Source organism: Streptomyces sp. R44 (genome assembly GCF_041053105.1).
Classification (GTDB): domain Bacteria; phylum Actinomycetota; class Actinomycetes; order Streptomycetales; family Streptomycetaceae; genus Streptomyces.
On record NZ_CP163444.1, the window covers coordinates 3,196,733 to 3,215,175 of the forward strand.

18 protein-coding genes are annotated in these 18,443 nt (G+C 68.7%); 10 read left to right on the plus strand and 8 right to left on the minus strand.

Going from position 1 to position 18,443, the window contains the following annotated elements:
- Positions 1-5: 5 nt before the first annotated feature.
- A complete protein-coding gene (locus tag AB5J54_RS14730; protein WP_369144376.1) occupies positions 6-320 on the minus strand; it encodes a hypothetical protein in 315 nt (104 codons plus the stop codon).
- 30 nt (positions 321-350) lie between these two features.
- Positions 351-2,549 (minus strand): glycoside hydrolase domain-containing protein, encoded by a 2,199-nt coding sequence (locus AB5J54_RS14735; RefSeq protein ID WP_369144377.1) that lies wholly within the window; start codon positions 2,547-2,549, stop codon positions 351-353.
- 144 nt (positions 2,550-2,693) lie between these two features.
- Here AB5J54_RS14735 and AB5J54_RS14740 point away from each other — a divergent pair, with 144 nt between their 5' ends.
- The 3 genes from AB5J54_RS14740 (at position 2,694) to AB5J54_RS14750 (ending at position 6,490) form a co-directional block, all read left to right on the plus strand.
- Entirely contained in the window at positions 2,694-3,572 is an 879-nt protein-coding gene (locus AB5J54_RS14740) for a siderophore-interacting protein (RefSeq protein ID WP_369144378.1), read from the plus strand.
- A gap of 211 nt (positions 3,573-3,783) precedes the next feature.
- Positions 3,784-5,220, plus strand: a complete 1,437-nt coding sequence (locus AB5J54_RS14745; protein ID WP_369144379.1) for an aspartate aminotransferase family protein — start codon at positions 3,784-3,786, stop codon at positions 5,218-5,220.
- Positions 5,207-6,490 (plus strand): lysine N(6)-hydroxylase/L-ornithine N(5)-oxygenase family protein, encoded by a 1,284-nt coding sequence (locus AB5J54_RS14750; protein WP_369144380.1) that lies wholly within the window; start codon positions 5,207-5,209, stop codon positions 6,488-6,490. Before AB5J54_RS14745 ends, AB5J54_RS14750 begins: the two co-directional genes overlap by 14 nt.
- On the opposite strand, the gene AB5J54_RS14755 is transcribed toward AB5J54_RS14750, so the two are convergent.
- Positions 6,445-7,749 (minus strand): RNA-guided endonuclease InsQ/TnpB family protein, encoded by a 1,305-nt coding sequence (locus AB5J54_RS14755; RefSeq protein WP_369144381.1) that lies wholly within the window; start codon positions 7,747-7,749, stop codon positions 6,445-6,447. The two genes, AB5J54_RS14750 and AB5J54_RS14755, sit on opposite strands and share 46 nt — an antisense overlap.
- Positions 7,750-7,899: 150 nt before the next feature.
- On the opposite strand from AB5J54_RS14755, the gene AB5J54_RS14760 reads away from it, so the two are divergent.
- From AB5J54_RS14760 to AB5J54_RS14770, 3 genes are all read left to right on the plus strand, one after another.
- Positions 7,900-8,454 carry a GNAT family N-acetyltransferase gene (locus tag AB5J54_RS14760; RefSeq protein ID WP_369144382.1) on the plus strand — a complete coding sequence of 185 codons (555 nt, stop codon included), beginning with the start codon at positions 7,900-7,902 and terminating at the stop codon, positions 8,452-8,454.
- Positions 8,451-10,220, plus strand: a complete 1,770-nt coding sequence (locus tag AB5J54_RS14765) for an IucA/IucC family siderophore biosynthesis protein (RefSeq protein ID WP_369144383.1) — start codon at positions 8,451-8,453, stop codon at positions 10,218-10,220. The genes AB5J54_RS14760 and AB5J54_RS14765 overlap by 4 nt, the downstream gene beginning before the upstream one ends.
- Before the next feature lie 272 nt (positions 10,221-10,492).
- Positions 10,493-11,026, plus strand: coding sequence for a hypothetical protein (locus AB5J54_RS14770; protein WP_369144384.1), 534 nt, complete (start codon positions 10,493-10,495; stop codon positions 11,024-11,026).
- On the opposite strand, the gene AB5J54_RS14775 is transcribed toward AB5J54_RS14770, so the two are convergent.
- The 4 genes from AB5J54_RS14775 to AB5J54_RS14790 form a co-directional block, all read right to left on the minus strand.
- Positions 11,011-11,457, minus strand: coding sequence for a hypothetical protein (locus AB5J54_RS14775; RefSeq protein ID WP_369144385.1), 447 nt, complete (start codon positions 11,455-11,457; stop codon positions 11,011-11,013). The two genes, AB5J54_RS14770 and AB5J54_RS14775, sit on opposite strands and share 16 nt — an antisense overlap.
- Positions 11,444-12,337: a cupin domain-containing protein gene (locus AB5J54_RS14780; protein ID WP_369144386.1), complete on the minus strand. Its 894-nt coding sequence runs from the start codon at positions 12,335-12,337 to the stop codon at positions 11,444-11,446. Before AB5J54_RS14780 ends, AB5J54_RS14775 begins: the two co-directional genes overlap by 14 nt.
- A gap of 68 nt (positions 12,338-12,405) precedes the next feature.
- Complete coding sequence (locus AB5J54_RS14785; protein WP_369144387.1) at positions 12,406-12,639, minus strand: DUF397 domain-containing protein; 234 nt, start codon at positions 12,637-12,639, stop codon at positions 12,406-12,408.
- A gap of 158 nt (positions 12,640-12,797) precedes the next feature.
- Positions 12,798-13,238 (minus strand): hypothetical protein, encoded by a 441-nt coding sequence (locus AB5J54_RS14790; protein WP_369144388.1) that lies wholly within the window; start codon positions 13,236-13,238, stop codon positions 12,798-12,800.
- Positions 13,239-13,341: 103 nt separating this feature from the next.
- On the opposite strand from AB5J54_RS14790, the gene AB5J54_RS14795 reads away from it, so the two are divergent.
- The gene (locus AB5J54_RS14795) at positions 13,342-14,181 is read left to right on the plus strand and encodes a Scr1 family TA system antitoxin-like transcriptional regulator (RefSeq protein ID WP_369144389.1); all 840 of its coding nucleotides are present in this window, start codon (positions 13,342-13,344) and stop codon (positions 14,179-14,181) included.
- A complete protein-coding gene (locus AB5J54_RS14800) occupies positions 14,178-14,378 on the plus strand; it encodes a DUF397 domain-containing protein (protein ID WP_369144390.1) in 201 nt (66 codons plus the stop codon). Before AB5J54_RS14795 ends, AB5J54_RS14800 begins: the two co-directional genes overlap by 4 nt.
- Positions 14,379-14,445: 67 nt before the next feature.
- Here AB5J54_RS14800 and AB5J54_RS14805 read toward each other — a convergent pair whose 3' ends face one another.
- Complete coding sequence (locus AB5J54_RS14805) at positions 14,446-16,080, minus strand: beta-N-acetylhexosaminidase (RefSeq protein ID WP_369144391.1); 1,635 nt, start codon at positions 16,078-16,080, stop codon at positions 14,446-14,448.
- Positions 16,081-16,275: 195 nt separating this feature from the next.
- Here AB5J54_RS14805 and AB5J54_RS14810 point away from each other — a divergent pair, with 195 nt between their 5' ends.
- Together AB5J54_RS14810 and glmS are read left to right on the plus strand one after the other, a co-directional pair.
- Complete coding sequence (locus AB5J54_RS14810; protein ID WP_030210307.1) at positions 16,276-16,551, plus strand: hypothetical protein; 276 nt, start codon at positions 16,276-16,278, stop codon at positions 16,549-16,551.
- 37 nt (positions 16,552-16,588) lie between these two features.
- Positions 16,589-18,406 (plus strand): glutamine--fructose-6-phosphate transaminase (isomerizing), encoded by a 1,818-nt coding sequence (glmS, locus tag AB5J54_RS14815; protein WP_369144392.1) that lies wholly within the window; start codon positions 16,589-16,591, stop codon positions 18,404-18,406.
- The last annotated feature ends 37 nt before the right edge of the window (positions 18,407-18,443 follow it).

Here is an 18,443-nt window from a genome sequence, read left to right on the forward strand (position 1 = left end):
TCTTCTCAGAACAGCCCGATCGCGAAGAAAGGCGCCAGGGAAGCCACCGCGCACACCGTCCAGAACACGGCCCTCGGCACCGGCGTCCGGCGCCTCAGGCGCACGTTCACCAGGCCCCAGACGAGGCCGTAGAGCCCGACGACCGGTACGACGATGACCAGCCACAGCCACATGCCGTCGTTCTCGTTCGGGTCCCGCTCCGTCCACCCGAGGGCGGCGAGCGGTCCGTTGGCCAGGACGTACCAGACCAGGAAGACCGGAACGATTCCCGGCACGCCGAGCAGCAGGTTCACCCCGGCCGGCACGAGCAGCTTCCTCATGTGCACATTCTTCGCGATCGGTGGGGGCCGCTAGACGCGGCAGAGCGCGTTGTAGTTCTCCAGGACCTGGTACAGGCCGACGAGCTCCTGCCCGTACTTCTGCGCGTCGGGGCCGGTGCCGTTGTACCGGGCCAGCAGCGCCTGCGTGTCGGCGAGGCTGGTGGTCAGCGACGGCGAGGGAATGCTCAGCTGATAGGAGTTGTACATCGTGAGGTACGCGACGGAGCGGATGTTGTACTCGACGTCCTGGTTGAGCTGGTCCCAGACCGCCTTCTTGTCGGCGGTTGTCAGCGGGGGCGTGTTGAGGTAGCCCTGCTGGATGCAGTAGTTCCGGGCATCGATGGTCACCCAGGCGAAGATCTGGCCCCAGCCCGTGCTGCAGTCGTCGTCCAGGCCGGCCTTCACGGCCTCGTCGGCGACCACGTCGCCCGCGTTCAGCTTGCGCAGCTCCCACAGGACGGGGGCCTGGATGAGCGCCTTGCGGATCTTGAGCGTCCTGGCGAGGTTGGTGAACAGCCAGTCGTAGCTGAGGACCGCGTCGAAGGCCTCGGTGGTGGTGTTGACGCCGTAGGTGACCCAGTCGTCGTCGACCCAGCCCTCGCCGCCCGTCTCCGGGACGCCGATGGAGGTGAGGTAGGACTGGACGTCCGCGAGCATGGACGCCCGGTACTTGGTCTTGTCGAAGTCCCGGTCCAGGCCGGAGACGATGCCCGCCGGCGGGTAGAAGTCGTTCTGACCCTGGTCCCGGCCGGAGGCCATGTCGTTGTCGATGTTGATGGCGCCGGTGCCGGAGCCGACCGTGATCGTGGAGATCTGGTCGAAGGCCCACTTCGTCGGCAGCGGGTAGCCGAGGTTTCCGGAGAAGCCGGCCGACATGTCGGAGACGAAGGCGGTCTCGGCGTAGCCGGCGTCGGTGACGCGCTGGCAGATGTTGCGCGGGCCGTAGACGCCGACCCGGTAGCCCGAGTTCTCCGCGACGGTGCGGGAGATGCCGCGGAAGTGCGGGAGGATGAAGTCGGTGACCTCGCCGTCCATGGCGTCGTAGTCGACGGCGAAGTAGATGATCGTGCCCGGCTTGAAGCCGTGCGCCTTGGCCCATTCGACGGCGTTGGACGCGTCGACGCAGCCCTGGCCGTACTTGAAGTAGCTCGCCGAGTCGGAGAACGTCTGGTAGATCGGGAAGCAGCGCAGCCCGGCCCCCCTGATCGTCTCCAGCTCGCCCGGCTGGATCTGCTTCTCCGGCAGGCTGGTCTTCGAGGGGTTGTAGAGGTACCGGCCCACGTAGGCGTACCCCGCGTTGACGAGGGTCTGGGCGCGCTCCGGCGTGATCTTGGTGACGCAGTCGCAGGCGCTGCCCTTGCGGGTCTGGTCGCCGTACGAGACGAGGAGCGAGGACCAGGTGGCGTAGTCGCCGACGCCGGTGACCGGCAGCATGGAGAAGGCCTGGAAGCTCTCGACCTCGCTCTGGACCCCGCCGGTGAACTCGCCGAAGATGACGTTGCGCTTGTTCAGGACCATGGCGGCCGTGAACAGGTACGCCCAGGTGCTGCTGTTGCCCTGGCCGACGGTGTGGGACTTCAGGCCGGACTGGGTGCCGGGGCCGAAGTTGCCGTTGGCGACGCCGTCCGCCATGCCCAGCTCGTACTGGATGGCGAACAGCATGGACTTGGCGACGTCGCGGGAGTGGTGACCGTCGCAGGGGATGATGTAGAAGTCCCGGCGGTTCACGTAGCGCGCGTTCAGCCACCGCTGGACGGTGCGGATCTGCTCGTTGGCGCCCGCGGTGCTGACGTAGGCGTCCATGTTGAGCAGGCCCTTGACGACCTTCGGCTCGAGGGAGGTGCCCGGGTAGGCGCCGTCGACGCCCATGTGCAGCTTGAGCTGGGCCACGGCGCTCTGGACCCGGCTGTTGTAGATGCCGTCGATCTCGCCGCCGTCGTAGCCCTTGCAGTACAGGGCGGACTGGATGATGCGGCAGAAGTTCGCCGACGGCATCGTGGAGGCGTTGAGGCTCGGGTACTTCGACTGCAGCGTCGACAGCGTGGTGGGGCCGAAAGCGTTCGACAGGCTGGTGAGGCCCATCTCGTACTGGAGGGCCCGGGTGAGGGCGTACATGACCGTCCAGCCGGTCTTGCCGTCCTCTTCCAGCTTGGATATGCCCAGCATCGCCCCGTTGTTGTAGGTCGAGTTGATGAAGCGCTGGGCCCTCTCGACCATAGCGTCGGCCATGGATCTCCTTCGTTCTGTGGCAACGCACGCGGAGAGGCGTCACGCCGTCGCCGAAACGAGGAGCCCCCTCTCCTGAAATCAGCCAGACCCTAGCAGCGAATTCCCCTCTATTGATCAAGATGAGGTTAGGCTAACCTCAGTTCCATGACGCATGCCGAGACCGCCCCCTTCCAGTTCTTCTCCCTCCAGGTCGACCGGACACGGCGACTCGGCCCTTCCCTGGTCCGGATCACCTTCACCGGGGACGACTTGAAGAACTTCGCCGCCGGGGGCCGCGATCAGTCGCTCTCCCTCTTCCTGCCGCACCCTGGCCAGAAAGCGCCGGTCCTGCCACCCCTGGACAACCCGGACATGTACGCCATCCTGGGCGCCTGGCGCGCGATGCCCGACGACGAGCGGGCCGTGATGCGCTCGTACACCGTCCGCGAGCAGCGCACGACCCCCGTGAACGAGGTCGACATCGACTTCGCCCTCCACGCTGAGACATCAGCCGCCGGCACGGCGGGCGTCGGACCGGCCTGCCGCTGGGCGAGCCGCGCCGAGCCCGGCGACCGGGTGGTCGTCCTGGGCCCGGCGGTCGCCGAGAACACCGGTGTCCGCTTCCAACTGCCCGAGGACGCCGACTCCGTACTGATCTGGGCCGACGAGACGGCCCTCCCCGCCACCTCCGCGATCCTGGAGTGGCTGCCGGCCGAGACCCGCGCCCAAGTGTTCCTCGAAGTGCCGTTCTCCGGCGACCGGACGGAGCTCGCTACCGAGGCGGACGCCACGGTCACCTGGCTCGTACGGGAGGAGGGGGCGCCGTCCGCCGTGGACGCGGTGTCCGGCGCCGAGCTGCCCGGGAAGGCCCCGTACGTCTGGATCGCGGGCGAGTCCGGCTCGGTGAAGGCGCTGCGCCGCCACTTCGTACGGGAGCGGGGGCTCGACCGACGCCGGGTCACGTTCGTCGGCTACTGGCGCAAGGGCCTGTCCGAGGACGCCCTGCGCGAGGTGCCGGACGAGACGGCGCAGGACGAGGCGTAACTCCTGACGGGTCCCCCCGGGGACCCCTTCCGACCCCCAGGGACCCCTTCCGACCCCTGGGGACCCGTTGACGGGCCCCCAGGGACCCCTCCAGCCCCCACAGGGCCGGCGGCCCCCCAACCTCGACGGGTTGGGGGGCCGTTGTGCGTCTTAGTTAGGTTAGGCTAACCTAACTGAGACCGACCGAGTCCGCTCCCGGAAGGGCCCCCACATGCGCTCCCACCTGCTCAACGACACGACGGCGGAGTCATACCGACGCTCCGTCACCGAAGGAGTCGAGCGGGTGGCGAGGAAACTCGCCACGGCACACGGACCGTTCACCGGCATCACCCCCGCCCAGCTCGCCCCCGTCGTCGACGCCGTCGACCTCGACCGTCCGCTCGGCGACGCCTCCGCCGCCCTCGACGAGCTGGAGAGCGTCTACCTCCGCGACGCCGTCTACTTCCACCACCCCCGCTACCTCGGGCACCTCAACTGCCCGGTGGTCATCCCCGCCGTCCTCGGCGAGGCCGTCCTCTCCGCCGTCAACTCCTCCCTCGACACCTGGGACCAGAGCGCCGGCGGCACCCTCATCGAGCGGAAACTGATCGACTGGACCACCGGCCGCATCGGCCTCGGCCCGCTCGCCGACGGCGTCTTCACCAGCGGCGGCACCCAGTCCAACCTCCAGGCCCTGCTCCTCGCCCGCGAGGAAGCCGGCAGCACCGACCTGTCGAAGCTGCGGATCTTCTCCTCCGAGTGCAGCCACTTCAGCGTCCAGAAGTCCGCCCAGCTGCTCGGCCTGGGCCGCGACGCGGTCGTCGCCGTCCCGGTCGACCGGAACAAGCGGATGCAGTCCGTCGTCCTCGCCGCCGAGCTGGAGGCCTGCCGCGCCGAGGGCCTCATCCCGATGGCGATCGTCGCCACCGCCGGCACCACCGACTTCGGCTCCATCGACCCGCTGCCCGAGATCGCGGCCCTCGCCGCCGAGTACGGCGCCTGGATGCACGTCGACGCCGCCTACGGCTGCGGGCTGCTCGCCTCCCGGACCCGCCGCCACCTCCTGGACGGCATCGAGCACGCCGACTCCGTCACCGTCGACTACCACAAGTCCTTCTTCCAGCCGGTGAGTTCCTCCGCCGTCCTGGTCCGCGACGGCGCCACCCTGCGCCACGCGACCTACCACGCGGACTACCTCAACCCGCGGCTCCCCCAAGCTCAGATCCCCAACCAGGTCGACAAATCCCTCCAGACCACCCGCCGCTTCGACGCGCTCAAGCTCTGGATGACCCTGCGCGTGATGGGCGCCGACGGCGTCGGCGAGCTCTTCGACGAGGTCTGCGACCTGGCCCGCGAGGGCCACGCGCTGCTCGCCGCCGACCCGCGCTACGACGTCGTGGTCGAGCCGCAGCTCTCCACCCTCGTCTACCGCTACGTCCCCGGGGCCGACGCCTCCCCCGAGGACGTCGACCGGGCCAACCTGCACGCCCGCAAGGCCCTGTTCGCCTCCGGCGAGGCCGTCGTCGCCGGCACGAAGGTCGACGGCCGCCAGTACCTGAAGTTCACCTTGCTCAACCCCGAGACCACCGCGGCCGACATCGCCGCCGTCCTCGATCTGATAGCCGGCCACGCCGAGCAGTACCTGGGAGAGAACCTTGTCCACGCCTGAGACGACCGAGACGTACGACTTCATCGGTATCGGGCTCGGTCCGTTCAACCTGGGCCTCGCCTGCCTGACCGAGCCGATCGCCGAACTGAACGGCCTCTTCCTGGAGTCGAAGCCGGACTTCGAGTGGCACTCGGGGATGTTCCTCGAAGGCGCCCACCTCCAGACCCCGTTCATGTCGGACCTGGTCACCCTCGCGGACCCGACCTCGCCGTACTCCTTCCTCAACTACCTGAAGGAGAAGGGCCGGCTCTACTCGTTCTACATCCGGGAGAACTTCTACCCGCTGCGGACCGAGTACAACGACTACTGCCGCTGGGCGGCCGGAAAGCTCACGTCGATCCGCTTCTCGACGACGGTGACGTCGGTCGCGTACGAGGAGCCGGAAGAGCTCTACGTGGTGACCACGGCCGGCGGCGAAACGTTCCGCTCGCGCCGCGTCGTCCTCGGCACGGGCACCCCGCCGTACGTCCCCGAGACCTGCCGGGACCTGGGCGGCGACCTGATCCACAACTCGCGCTACCTCCCGCACAAGGAGGAACTGCAGAGGAAGAAGTCGATCACCCTGGTCGGCAGCGGACAGAGCGCGGCGGAGATCTACTACGACCTCCTGAGCGAGATCGACACCCACGGCTACCGGCTGAACTGGGTGACCCGCTCCCCCCGCTTCTTCCCCCTCGAATACACCAAGCTCACCCTGGAGATGACCTCCCCGGAGTACGTGGACTACTTCCACGCGCTGCCCGAGCGCACCCGGTACCGCCTGGAGACGGAACAGAAGGGCCTGTTCAAGGGCATCGACGGCGAGCTCATCGACGCCATCTTCGACCTGCTCTACCAGAAGAACCTGAGCGGCCCGGTCCCCACGCGCCTCCTGACCAACGCGTCCCTGAACTCGGCCTCGTACGAGGAGACGACGGGCACGTACACGCTCGGCTTCCGCCAGGAGGAGCAGGAGAAGGACTTCACGGTCGAGACGGAGGGCCTGATCCTCGCGACCGGCTACAAGTACACCGTCCCGGCCTTCCTCCAGCCCGTCGAGGACCGTCTCCGCTTCGACGGCCAGGGCCGCTTCGACCTGGCCCGCAACTACGCGATCGACATCACCGGCCGCGGGATCTTCCTGCAGAACGCCGGCGTGCACACGCACTCGATCACGTCCCCGGACCTGGGCATGGGCCCGTACCGCAACGCGTACATCATCGGGGAGATGCTGGGTTCCGAGTACTACCCCGTAGAGAAGACCATCGCGTTCCAGGAGTTCTCCGTTTGACCCTCCCCGGGCCCTGCGAGGCCCGGGATGCCCGCCATCACTGGCTGGGTTTTCTGTTTCGTCGACCGCGGCCCGCCCGGAGAGTTCCGTTGAGGTCTTACACCGTCTCCACAGACTGTCACCGCCAGCCCGGCGGCCAGAATGTTGCGTGCGGCATTCACGTCCCGGTCCAGGACCAGGCCACACGCGGGACTGTCACACCGAAAGGTGCGTTCCTTCAGCGCGAGGTGCGCTTTCTTCGTTCCGCAGGCCGAACAGATCTTGCTGCTCGGGTGCCATCGGTCGACAACGACCAGCCTGCGTCCGTACCACTGGCACTTGTACTCCAGCAGGGTGCGGAGATCCGCCCAGGACGCGTCGGCGATCGCCCGTGCGAGCCTGTGATTGCGAGCCATGTTCCGTACGGCCAGATCTTCGATCACGATCGTTTGGTTGTCACGAACGAGTCGAGTGGTCAGTCGGTGCAGAAAGTCGCGCCTCCGATCGGTGATCCGAGCATGAACCCGTCCAACACGTCGAGCCGCCCTGGCGTGGTTCTTCGACCCCGCTGTCTTCTTGGCAAGCCGACGCTGAAACTTGGCCAGCCGTTCCCGGTCCCTCTCCGCATGCCTCGGGTTGGGCACCTTCCCCTGTTCGTCGGTCAGCCCCGGGACCGGGTGCGAGAGAGTGAGCAGCGAGGAAAGACCCATGTCGATGCCGACCGCCGCGTCCACGACGGAGAGGGCCCTCACCGAGGCATCTTCACAGAGCAACGACACGAACCAGCGGCCGGCTCCATCCTGGGAGACGGTCACCGTCGAGGGCTCCGCCCCGGCAGGAAGGGGTCGCGACCAGACGATGTCCAGCGGCTCGGCCATCTTCGCCAACGACAGCTGACCGTCGCGGTACACAAACGCCGAGCGGGTGTACTCGGCAGAGGCCCGCGACCTCCTCTTCGACTTGAACCGCGGGTACTTCGACCGCTTGGCGAAGAAGCCGGTGAACGCGGCCTGCAGGTGCCGCAACGCCTGTTGCAGCGGAACGCAGGACACCTCTCGGAGGTAGGCGTACTCCTCGGTTCGCTTCCACTTCGTCAGCAGGGCCGAAGTGTCTCCGTACGTCAGCCGTCTCTGCTCATCACGCCACACACGGTCGCGTTCTGCCAGGGCAAGGTTGTAGACCTTCCGGGCGCAACCGAAGGTGCGCGAGAGCAGCGCCGCCTGCTCGTCGGTCGGAAAGAAGCGGTACTTGAACGCCCGCTTCACCACCCCCTGTGCCATACATCCCAGGCTGACGCCCCAACCAGCACGACTTCAAGCCTCGGACACCATGAAACGCATGTTCGACACGAACTCCGTGGCGCTCACCCGTCCCTTGATTGCCTACCCTCACCCAGGCCCGGATTCGGCCCACCCTCGAAGGAAGATCGCATGTCCCGCACCACCACGTCCTCAGGTGGCGTCCAGATCCGTCCCCTCAACCCTCTGAAGGACACGGAGCTGATCCACCCCTGGGTCACGCACCCGAAGGCCGCGTTCTGGATGATGCAGGACGCGAAGCTCCAGGACGTCGAGCGCGAGTACATGGCGATCGCCGCGCACCCGCACCACGACGCCTTCATCGGTCTGGTCGACGGCGAGCCGGCCTTCCTGATGGAGCGGTACGACCCGTCGAAGCTGGAACTGGTCGGCCTGTACGAGCCGCGGCCCGGCGACGTGGGCATGCACTTCCTGGTCGCCCCGAGCGACACCCCCGTGCACGGCTTCACCCGCCGGGTGATCACCGCCGTGATGGCGGAACTGTTCGCCGACCCGGCGACGGCCCGCGTGGTCGTCGAGCCCGACGTCCGCAACAAGGCCGTCCACGCGCTCAACGAGGCCGTCGGCTTCGTGCCCGAGCGGGAGATCCAGAAGCCGGAGAAGAAGGCCCTGCTGAGCTTCTGCACCCGCGCCCAGTTCGAGACCGCCGTCGGAGCCTCCATATGAATCCCGTCGCACACCTCACGCCCGAGCGCTGGGCGGACGCCAACCGCGCCCTGATCCGCAAGGGCCTCGCCGAGTTCGCCCACGAGCGGCTGCTGAACCCGAAGGAGCTGGGCGAGAGCCGCTACCAGGTCCTCAGCGACGACGGCGGCACCGAGTACCGCTTCACCGCCGACCGCTTCGCGCTCGACCACTGGCAGGTCTACCCGGACTCGATCAGCCGCCACCGCGGCGACGAGCAGCTCCCGCTCGACGCGCTCCAGTTCATCACCGAGCTGCGCGGCTCCCTCGGGCTGAGCGACGAGATCCTGCCGGTCTACCTGGAGGAGATCTCCTCCACCCTGGCCGGGACGGCGTACAAGGCGACCAAGCCGGCCGTGACCTCCGCCGAGCTGGCCCGCGCGGGCTTCCAGGCGATCGAGACGGGGATGACCGAGGGCCACCCCTGCTTCGTCGCCAACAACGGCCGGCTGGGCTTCGGAGTCGACGAGTACCGCGCGTACGCCCCCGAGGCCGCGAGCGGGATCCACCTGATCTGGCTGGCGGCGCACCGCGACCGCGCCACCTTCACCGCCGGGGCGGGCATCGAGTACGAGACGTTCATCCGCGCGGAACTGGGCGACGCGGCGGTGGACGGCTTCGCGGCGACCCTGGCCGCCCAGGGCCTGGACCTGGCGGACTACCTCCTGATGCCGGCCCACCCGTGGCAGTGGTGGAACAAGCTGTCCGTCACCTTCGCGGCCGAGGTCGCGCAGCAGCGCCTGGTGTACCTGGGCGAGGGCGACGACGCGTACCTGGCGCAGCAGTCGATCCGTACGTTCTTCAACAGCGCGGACCCGGCGAAGCACTACGTGAAGACGGCCCTCTCGGTCCTCAACATGGGCTTCATGCGGGGTCTTTCGGCCGCGTACATGGAGGCGACGCCGGCGATCAACGACTGGCTGCACGGCCTGATCGCCTCCGACTCCACCCTGAGGTCGGCCCGCTTCTCGATCATCCGCGAGCGGGCGGCGATCGGCTACCGGCACCTGGAGTACGAGGCGGCCACGGACCGCTACTCGCCCTACCGCAAGATGCTGGCGGCGCTCTGGCGCGAGTCCCCGGTGCCGGCCCTGGCCGAGGGCGAGCGCCTGGCGACGATGGCCTCCCTCCTCCATGTGGACCGCGCGGGCGCGTCGTTGGCGGGCGCGCTGATCAAGGAGTCGGGCGAGGAGCCGACGGTCTGGCTCCGCCGGTACCTGGACGCCTACCTCCTCCCGATCCTGCACTGCTTCTACGCCTACGACCTGGTCTACATGCCGCACGGCGAGAACGTGATCCTCGTCCTGGACGAGCGGGGCGCGGTGGCCCGGGCGATCTTCAAGGACATCGCCGAGGAGATCTGCGTGATGGACCCGACGGCGGTCCTCCCGCCGGCGGTGGAGCGCATCCGCGCCGAGGTCCCGGAGGACATGAAGCTCCTCTCGGTCTTCACGGACGTCTTCGACTGCTTCTTCCGCTTCCTGGGCGCGACCCTGGCGGCGGAGGGCGTCCTGGCCGAGGAGGACTTCTGGCGGACGGTGGCGGCGTGCGTGAAGGACTACCAGCGCGCGCACCCGGCCCTGTCGGACCGCTTCAGCCAGTACGACATGTTCGCGGAGACCTTCGCCCTGTCGGCCCTGAACCGCCTCCAGCTCCGCAACAACAAGCAGATGGTCGACCTCGCGGACCCGTCGGCGGCCCTCCAGCTGGTCGGCGACCTGGCGAACCCGATCGCCCGCTTCGCCTGACCTTCCCCGAACCGATGTGAGCCCCGCCGGAGTACGGTCCTCCGACGGGGCTCACATCCGTGCACGCTCAGTCCGGTGCGGGCCTGGCCGGGAGGCAGGCGGCACGGCCCCGCGCTACCGTGAAGTGGTGACCTGACAAGGCACATTCCAGGGGATTCCCCCATCGATTCGGCGATTCGACGATTCGGCAGCGAGCAGAGCGAGCCATCCGGGCGACCGGTCTTCGTCGGCCTTCCGTGGCGCCGCCCGTGCCGAACGCACCAGGAGCCACCATGGCCAGCTACGACAGCGCCCGAACGAAAGCCTTCACCCACGCGACCACGACGACCCTGACCGGCGTGCCTCTCGACGTCTCCGACGACCACCCGCTCCGCCGGCTGGGCCAGGTCCCGATCCAGCCGATCGTCTGCGTGACGGATCCCTGCCCCGACGAAGACCGACCGATCCTCTGGGTGAACGAGTCCGCCCTCCGCTCCCGGACCGCAACAGGCCGTCACACCACGGACGGTGACGAGATCTACGAGTTCGCGGTGGCGACGGACGCCATCGTGGTCGTCGAGTCCTTCCGCCGGGTCCGCGCCTCCGACAGCACCGCCCTCCACGCCCCCACGGCCGCACCGCCCTTCATCGTGCGCCACCGCCCGAACGCCGCCCGGTCCACCACGAAGGACCACCCCTGCCATGGCGGCGATTCCCCGACCCTCCGCGCGGACCCGGGCTGCAACGACATCGAGATCACCGAGAACGGCGTGACGTACTGCTTCGTCGAGAGCAGCGAGCACTACTGCATCTACGTCCTCTGCTGACCAACAGCCGGCTCGCGTTCCGTGATGCCGTAGGGGCAGTGCTCCCCCACCCCACGCGGACACGTGATGAGCGCGCGGGACACGTACTGCTGGGCCTTGGAGTAGTACCCCTGGACCACATCGCACCCTGCCGCCAGCCGCAGCGATTCCCGGACTCGCAGCAGGCGGTCCCAGACCGGGAAGTGCTCCTGGTCCACGGGAGGGTTCTGTGTCAGCTCCCCCTCGATCCAGGAGACCGCCGCTTCCACGTCCGTGTACGTCGCCACGACCTGGCCGGCGGGCCTCCGCAGCCAGTCCTTGATCTCGATCGGCGGGTAGTCGGCCGGCACTTCACCACGCCTGATCGCCGAGTCCGGATAGGACCGGCCGGTGTACGCGTACGCGTGCCAGTGCCGTTTCCCGCCGCCGTCACCGTCCTCACTGTCCGGCACGGGCGGCCGCCTTCCGTGCGACCTCGGCCACGTGCCCGGACTCCAGGAGCAGGAGCGCACCGATCAGGTACTCCCGGGTCCACCGAATCGCCGCGTCGGGCGTGGACAACAGGTCCGACGGCGGGATCTCTGCCCGCAGAGCGGGGTCCACGAGTGCCTGGGACAAGACCTCGCGCGTCATCTCGGACGCGAGCCAGTGGAAGGTGCGCTCCTTGAGCGCGAACGTCAGATGCAGTGAGGGCTCGTCCCCCTCGGTGTACGGCGAGTGGACGTAGCCGCGCGGCAGCCAGAAGACGTCGCCGGGTTCGAGCGTGAACGTCTGGGCAGGAGCGGTGTGGGCGAGGTAGCGCCGCTCGTCCAGGGTGAATCCTCGTTCCAGGAAGTTTCCGTGTTCCGTCATCGGGTGCTCGACGAAGGGCGGTTGCAGCGGCCAGGCCTTCCGCCCGGAGAGCTGGACGATCAGCGTCACGTACGGGTCGTAGTGGTACTTGAGCCCCTGTGCTCCCGGCGGCGTCAGGTACGCGTTCACGTGCACCAGGCAGCCCGTCTCGTCCTGGATCTCGCGTCGCAGCACGCTCAGGGACGGCTTGACCGTCTGAAGCTGCCGGACGGAGACCGTGCCCCCGACGTCGAGGTGGGCGCGGATCGTACCCGGGCGGGGCATCTCGCCGTCGATGTACGTGTACCGCTCCAGGACCTTCCCGTCCTTGAGGAGGACGACGTTCCGGGCGGGGAGGCACTCGGCGTCCACCAGTTCCTCGACCTCGTCGAGAGACCACAGGCGGGCCAGGGCGGCGGGATCACGGTGGAAGAGCTTCGGCCGGTCGGGCCAGTTCTTGAGGATCTCCGGGACATCGTCCACGAGATCGGCCAGCGCCATGCTGACTCCTTCGGGGTGGGTGAGGAGAGCGAACGAGCCCCGCGCGCGTGGCGGGGCCCTGTCCCGGGTCAGCCGGCCGCGTCGACCTTGGCGATCCAGCCGCGCGCGAAGGCGGTGATCTCGTCCGCGCTCATCCGCAGCTCCCGGCCGGCCCCCTCGGGCTTCGTGTCACCGAGCGCGTACCCGCCCCCGCGCAGCTCGGCGAGGCTGATGCAGCTCTCCATGTTTCCGTCGTTGTCCGTTCCGCCCCCGCAGAGCGCGGCGAACTCGCCGGACAACTCCCGCTCGTACAGATCACTCATTACCGTGGATCTCCTGTCTCTCTTCGAAGGGACTGGGTCCCGCCCCCGGACGGTCTTGCCGGACATCACCGGGGGCGGGACATGACCGCTCCCCCCTTAACGAGGGGGCGGAGTCGTGGGGCATCGCCCGCCTGGGGGCGTGCGGAGTTGTTCGCAGGTCACGGCTTCACGATGCGCATCTTCGGCGGGTCGTGCGGGTGGTTGCGGATCTCCACCACGCAGTCCACGGCGGCGGATTCGTCGTGCTGCGGGCCCGCGCCCATGCTGAGGTCGAACCGCTGAGCCAGGTGCGCACACGGCGTGCAGCCGGGGACCGGCTCGGGCCGGGGCCGGAGCTCGTGGTCGGCGGAGAGGACGAGTTTCGGCACGGGGGTGGTGAGGACACGGATCCTCGACCACTCGTCCTCGGTCGGTGCGCGCAGGTCCTCGGGCGCCGTGACCCACTCGGCCCCGCCGCCCGGTGGGTGCAGGTAGACGCTCCCGGCCTGGGTGCGCGACACCCTGCCGAGTCGGGTCAGGCCACCGCCGGTGTCGACCACGAAGTCGCCGGCGGCGGGTGGGGGTTGATCGGGGGTCGGGGGAACGCTCTGAGCGGGCACCTTGACTCCTCTCCGTAGCCGATTCGCTACCGGGGTGCCTCAGGGTGGCCTACAGTCAGGAGCCGTTCAACTTGCCAGCACAGCACAGAAAGTTGGTGGCGGCTTGGTCAACCTCAAGGAGCTGAACCCGGAGAGCAGCCCGCAAGCAGCGTTCGGGGCGCGGTTACGCACGGCACGGGAAGCCCGGGGGTGGAACCAGGAGGAACTGGGTGCCCACATGGGCTATTCCGGCACCCATGTCTCGGCTGTCGAAACTGGCCGCAAGATGCCGACTCTTCGCTTTGCGCGCAGTGTGGACAGAGCCTTCGGTACGGGCGAAACGACCGACACCTTCGAGAAGCAGTGGCGCGAGATCCGAAACGGCAGCCTGCTGGAGGGCTTCCCGGAGTACGTCGGCTACGAGGGTCGCGCGGCGGAGATCCGGTTGTACGAGGTGGGCGTCATCCCCGGCTTGCTCCAGACGCCGAAGTACACAGCGCTGATCAACGAGAGCGCGGTCAAACTGGGAATGATCACCGCCGACCAGGCGAACGAGCGGATAGCACTCGTCGCAGAGCGTCAAGCGGCACTGACGCGAAACCCCTCGCCGTTGATCTTCGTCGTGCTGGATGAGAGCTGTCTCAGGCGCCCCATCGGGGACAGGACAGTCATGGACGCACAGTGGGCACGACTGCTCGAGTTTGCCGACCTGCCCAATACCGTGCTCCAAATCGCGCCGTTCGACATGGGTGTTCGCCGTCCCCTCAGCCTGCCGCTCACTGTGCTCACCATGCCTGACCGGTCGCTGATGTCGTACGCTGAGTCCGCACAGCGGGGTCATCTCGAACGGGAAAGCATCTCCGTCCTGCCCATGCTGACGATCTACCATCAACTACAGGCCGAAGCGGAGTCACAGGCGTCTTCCGTGGCCCTGATCAGCCAGTTGCGAAAGGGCATCTCGTGACGAGCGAATCACTGCGCTGGTTCAAGTCCTCCTACAGCGAGAACGGCGGCCAGTGCATCGAGGTCGCTGCCGATCTCGCGGCCTCGCTCGGCACCGTCCCCGTCCGCGACTCCAAGCGTCCCGACGGCCCTGTTCTCACTGTCCCCACCGCCGCGTTCGTCGCCTTCGTGGCCGGCGTCAAGGACGGCACCGTCTGACCGGCCGCACTCACGCGAAACGCCCGGCCAGGTCTCCCCGGCCGGGCGTTCTGCGACTACGTACCGGCTATTCCCCCGGCCAGGGCACCTCCGGTGAGCGGTGGTACGGGATGCCGAGGGCGTCGAAGCGGGGGGCCTGTTCCGCGAGGCGTTCCTTGTAGGTGTCCCAGTCGTGGGTGGAGGCCGGGGACCAGCCCAGTTCCGCGACGCCCGGGAGGCGGGGGAAGGCCATGACGTCGAGGTCTCCGGTGGAGGTGAGGGTCTCCGTCCACAGGGGGGCCTCGACGCCGCGGATCGCGGTCTCCGGGGCGCCCGCCAGGTAGGTCGCCGGGTTCCAGTCGTAGGAGCGCCGGACCTCCACGTAGCCCGCCCAGGCCAGGCCGAGGGGGGTGTCCTTGGTGTACTTCATGTCCAGGTAGGTGCGGTCCGCGGGCGAGAGGATCAGGCCCGTGCCGTTCCGGGCGGCGGCCGCCACCCGCTCCTTCTCCTCCGCAGGGGTGCGGTCCAGGCCCCAGTACTGGACGAGGGCGCCCTTCGCGGGGGTCGCGCCGGTCAGCTGGTGCCAGCCGACGACGGTCTTGCCGTACCTGGCGACGATCGGCTGGACCTTGTCCATGAAGGCCACGTAGTCCTCGTGGCTGGTCGAGTGGGCCTCGTCGCCGCCGATGTGGAGGTAGCGGCCGGGGGTGAGGGCGGCGATCTCGCGGATCACGTCGTCCACGAAGTCGTACGTGACCGCCTTGGGCACGCAGAGGGAGCTGAAGCCGACCTTGGTGCCCGTGTAGAGCGGCGGGGCGACGCCGTCGCAGGTCAGGTCGGCGTACGACGCGAGCGCGGCGTTCGTGTGGCCCGGCATGTCGATCTCGGGGACGACCTCCTGGTAGCGGGAGGCGGCGTACTCCACGATCTCGCGGTACTGGGCCTTGGTGTAGAAGCCGCCGGGGCCGCCGCCGACCTCGGTGGAGCCGCCGTAGGTGGTGAGCCGGGGCCGGGAGTCGACGGCGATGCGCCAGCCCTGGTCGTCGGTGAGGTGCAGGTGGAGGGTGTTCACCTTGTAGAGGGCGAGCTGGTCGATGTACCGCTTCACCTCGTCGACGGTGAAGAAGTGGCGGGCGACGTCGAGCATGGCGCCCCGGTAGGCGTAGCGCGGGGTGTCGGTGACGGTGCCGCCGGCGATCTTCCAGGGGCCGGGCTGGACGCTCTTGCGTTCGACGGCGGAGGGCAGCTGCTGGCGGAGGGTCTGGACGCCGCGGAAGAGGCCGGCGGGTTCGCGGGCGGTGAGGGTGAGGCCTTCGGGTGTGGAGCGCAGCCGGTAGCCCTCGTCGCCGAGGGCGGTCTCGTCGGGGTCGAGGCGGAGCCGGATGCCGGGGCCGGCGGCGCGGTCGTCGACGACGGGCAGCGGGAAGCCGGTGGCGGGGCGGAGGAGTCCGGCGAGGTACTGGCCGATGGCCCGGGACTCGCCGGAGGTCTTGTCGATGCCGATGCGGGTGGTGGTGGTGAGGGTGTAGGGCTCGCCCTCGGGGGTGACGGAGGCGGGTACGGGAACGATCCGGCCGAGCGGGCGGACCTCGGGCTCGGCGGTGGCTCTGCCGGGCGCCTTGCCGTCGGCGCTGTCGGCGGCGGCCTCGCCGCAGCCGACGCCGGCGGTGGCGAACAGGAGCAGGGATCCGATCAGGCGCGGAATCGTCAGGCGCTGTCTCACAGGCGGGCTCCCCTTCGGGTGAGATCTACACGTCCGTCGTTCTCTATATCCCTTCGGCCACCATGCGTACCGCCACGCCTACTCCGGGTCAAGGTCTGGACCAAGGAGCCGGCTCCTGGTGCGGATCAGGGCACCCCTGCCCGAATTCGGGCAGGATTCTTGCGGAGAGCGCGGGTGACCCCTCAGTATTCACGGGTGCTCGAACGCCGCCCGTCGCACGACGACCTCATCGACCACCTGGTCCGCAGCACCGCGCTCCAGCGCGGTGAGGCCGCCCGGGTGGTGCTCGACGTGCTGGCGTACTTCGACGAGACGACCGAGGAGTTCGTCCGCCGCCGCCACCGCGAACTGCAGTCCGGCGGCGCCGTGAACGCCGAGATCTTCGAACGGATCGCGGCGGAGCTGCCGCACCGGGCGGTGGCGCCACCGGAGCTCTCGCTCCGGCAGCTGCGCCGGATCGTCTACGGCTGAGCAGCACCTGTCACTTACCTGGAGGGGTTTCACCTTTATGTGCGGAATTGTCGGTTACATCGGTAAGCGCGACGTTGCCCCGCTGCTGCTCGAAGGCCTCGCCCGCCTCGAGTACCGGGGTTACGACTCGGCCGGCATGGTCGTCACCAGCCCGAAGGCCTCCGGCCTGAAGATGGTGAAGGCCAAGGGCCGTGTCCGTGACCTGGAGGCCAAGGTCCCCAAGCGCTTCACCGGCACCACCGGCATCGCGCACACCCGCTGGGCCACCCACGGCGCCCCGAGCGACATCAACTCGCACCCGCACCTCGACCCCGAGAACAAGGTCGCGGTCGTCCACAACGGCATCGTGGACAACGCCCAGGAGCTCCGCGCCAAGCTGGAGGCCGACGGCGTCGTCTTCGCCTCCGAGACGGACACCGAGGTCATCACCCACCTCATCGCCCGCTCCCAGGCCGAGACCCTCGAGGAGAAGGTCCGCGAGGCGCTCAAGGTCATCGAGGGCACCTACGGCATCGCCGTGATGCACGCCGACTTCAACGACCGCATCGTGGTGGCCCGCAACGGCTCCCCGGTCATCCTCGGCATCGGCGAGAAGGAGATGCTCGTCGCCTCCGACGTCGCCGCCCTGATCGCCCACACCCGTCAGGTCGTCACCCTCGACGACGGCGAGATGGCCACCCTCAAGGCCGACGACTTCCGCACCTACACGACCTCGGGCGCCTCCACCACGGCCACGCCCGAGACCGTCGAGTGGGAGGCCGCCTCCTACGACATGGGCGGCCACGACACCTTCATGCACAAGGAGATCTCCGAGCAGCCCGACGCGGTCGACCGCGTGCTGCGCGGCCGGATCGACGACCGCTTCTCCACCGTGCACCTGGGCGGCCTGAACCTGGACCCGCGCGAGGCCCGCACCATCCGCCGCATCAAGATCCTCGGCTGCGGCACCTCGTACCACGCCGGCCTCATCGGCGCCGGGCTCATCGAGTCCATGGCCCGCATCCCCGCCGACGCCGAGCCGGCCTCGGAGTTCCGCTACCGCAACCCGGTCGTGGACCCCGACACCCTCTACATCGCCGTCTCCCAGTCCGGTGAGACCTACGACGTGCTCGCCGCCGTCCAGGAGCTCAAGCGGAAGGGCGCCCGCGTCCTCGGCGTCGTCAACGTCGTCGGCTCCGCCATCGCCCGCGAGGCCGACGGCGGCGTGTACGTGCACGCCGGCCCCGAGGTCTGCGTCGTCTCCACCAAGTGCTTCACCAACACGGTCACCGCCTTCGCGCTGCTCGCCCTGCACCTGGGCCGCATCCGCGACCTGTCCGTCACCGACGGCAAGCGGATCATCGAGGGCCTGCGCAAGCTGCCCTCGCAGATCGAGGAGATCCTCAAGACCGAGGAGCAGATCAAGGAGATCGCCGCGGAGTACGCCGGCGCCCAGTCGATGATGTTCATCGGCCGTGTGCGCGGCTACCCCGTCGCGCTGGAGGCCTCCCTCAAGCTGAAGGAGATCTCCTACATCCACGCCGAGGCGTACCCGGCCTCCGAGCTGAAGCACGGCCCGCTCGCCCTCATCGAGCCGGCCCTGCCGACCGTCGCGATCGTCCCCGACGACGACCTGCTGGAGAAGAACCGCGCCGCCCTGGAGGAGATCAAGGCCCGCAGCGGCCGCATCCTCGCGGTCGCGCACCAGCCGCAGGCCAAGGCCGACCACACCATCGTCGTCCCGAAGAACGAGGACGAGCTGGACCCGATCCTCATGGGCATCCCGCTCCAGCTCCTCGCCTACCACACGGCGCTCGCCATGGGCCGTGACATCGACAAGCCGCGCAACCTGGCGAAGTCCGTCACCGTCGAGTAGGCCCACCCGGCCCCCTCAGCCGTCGCGGCCGAGGCGG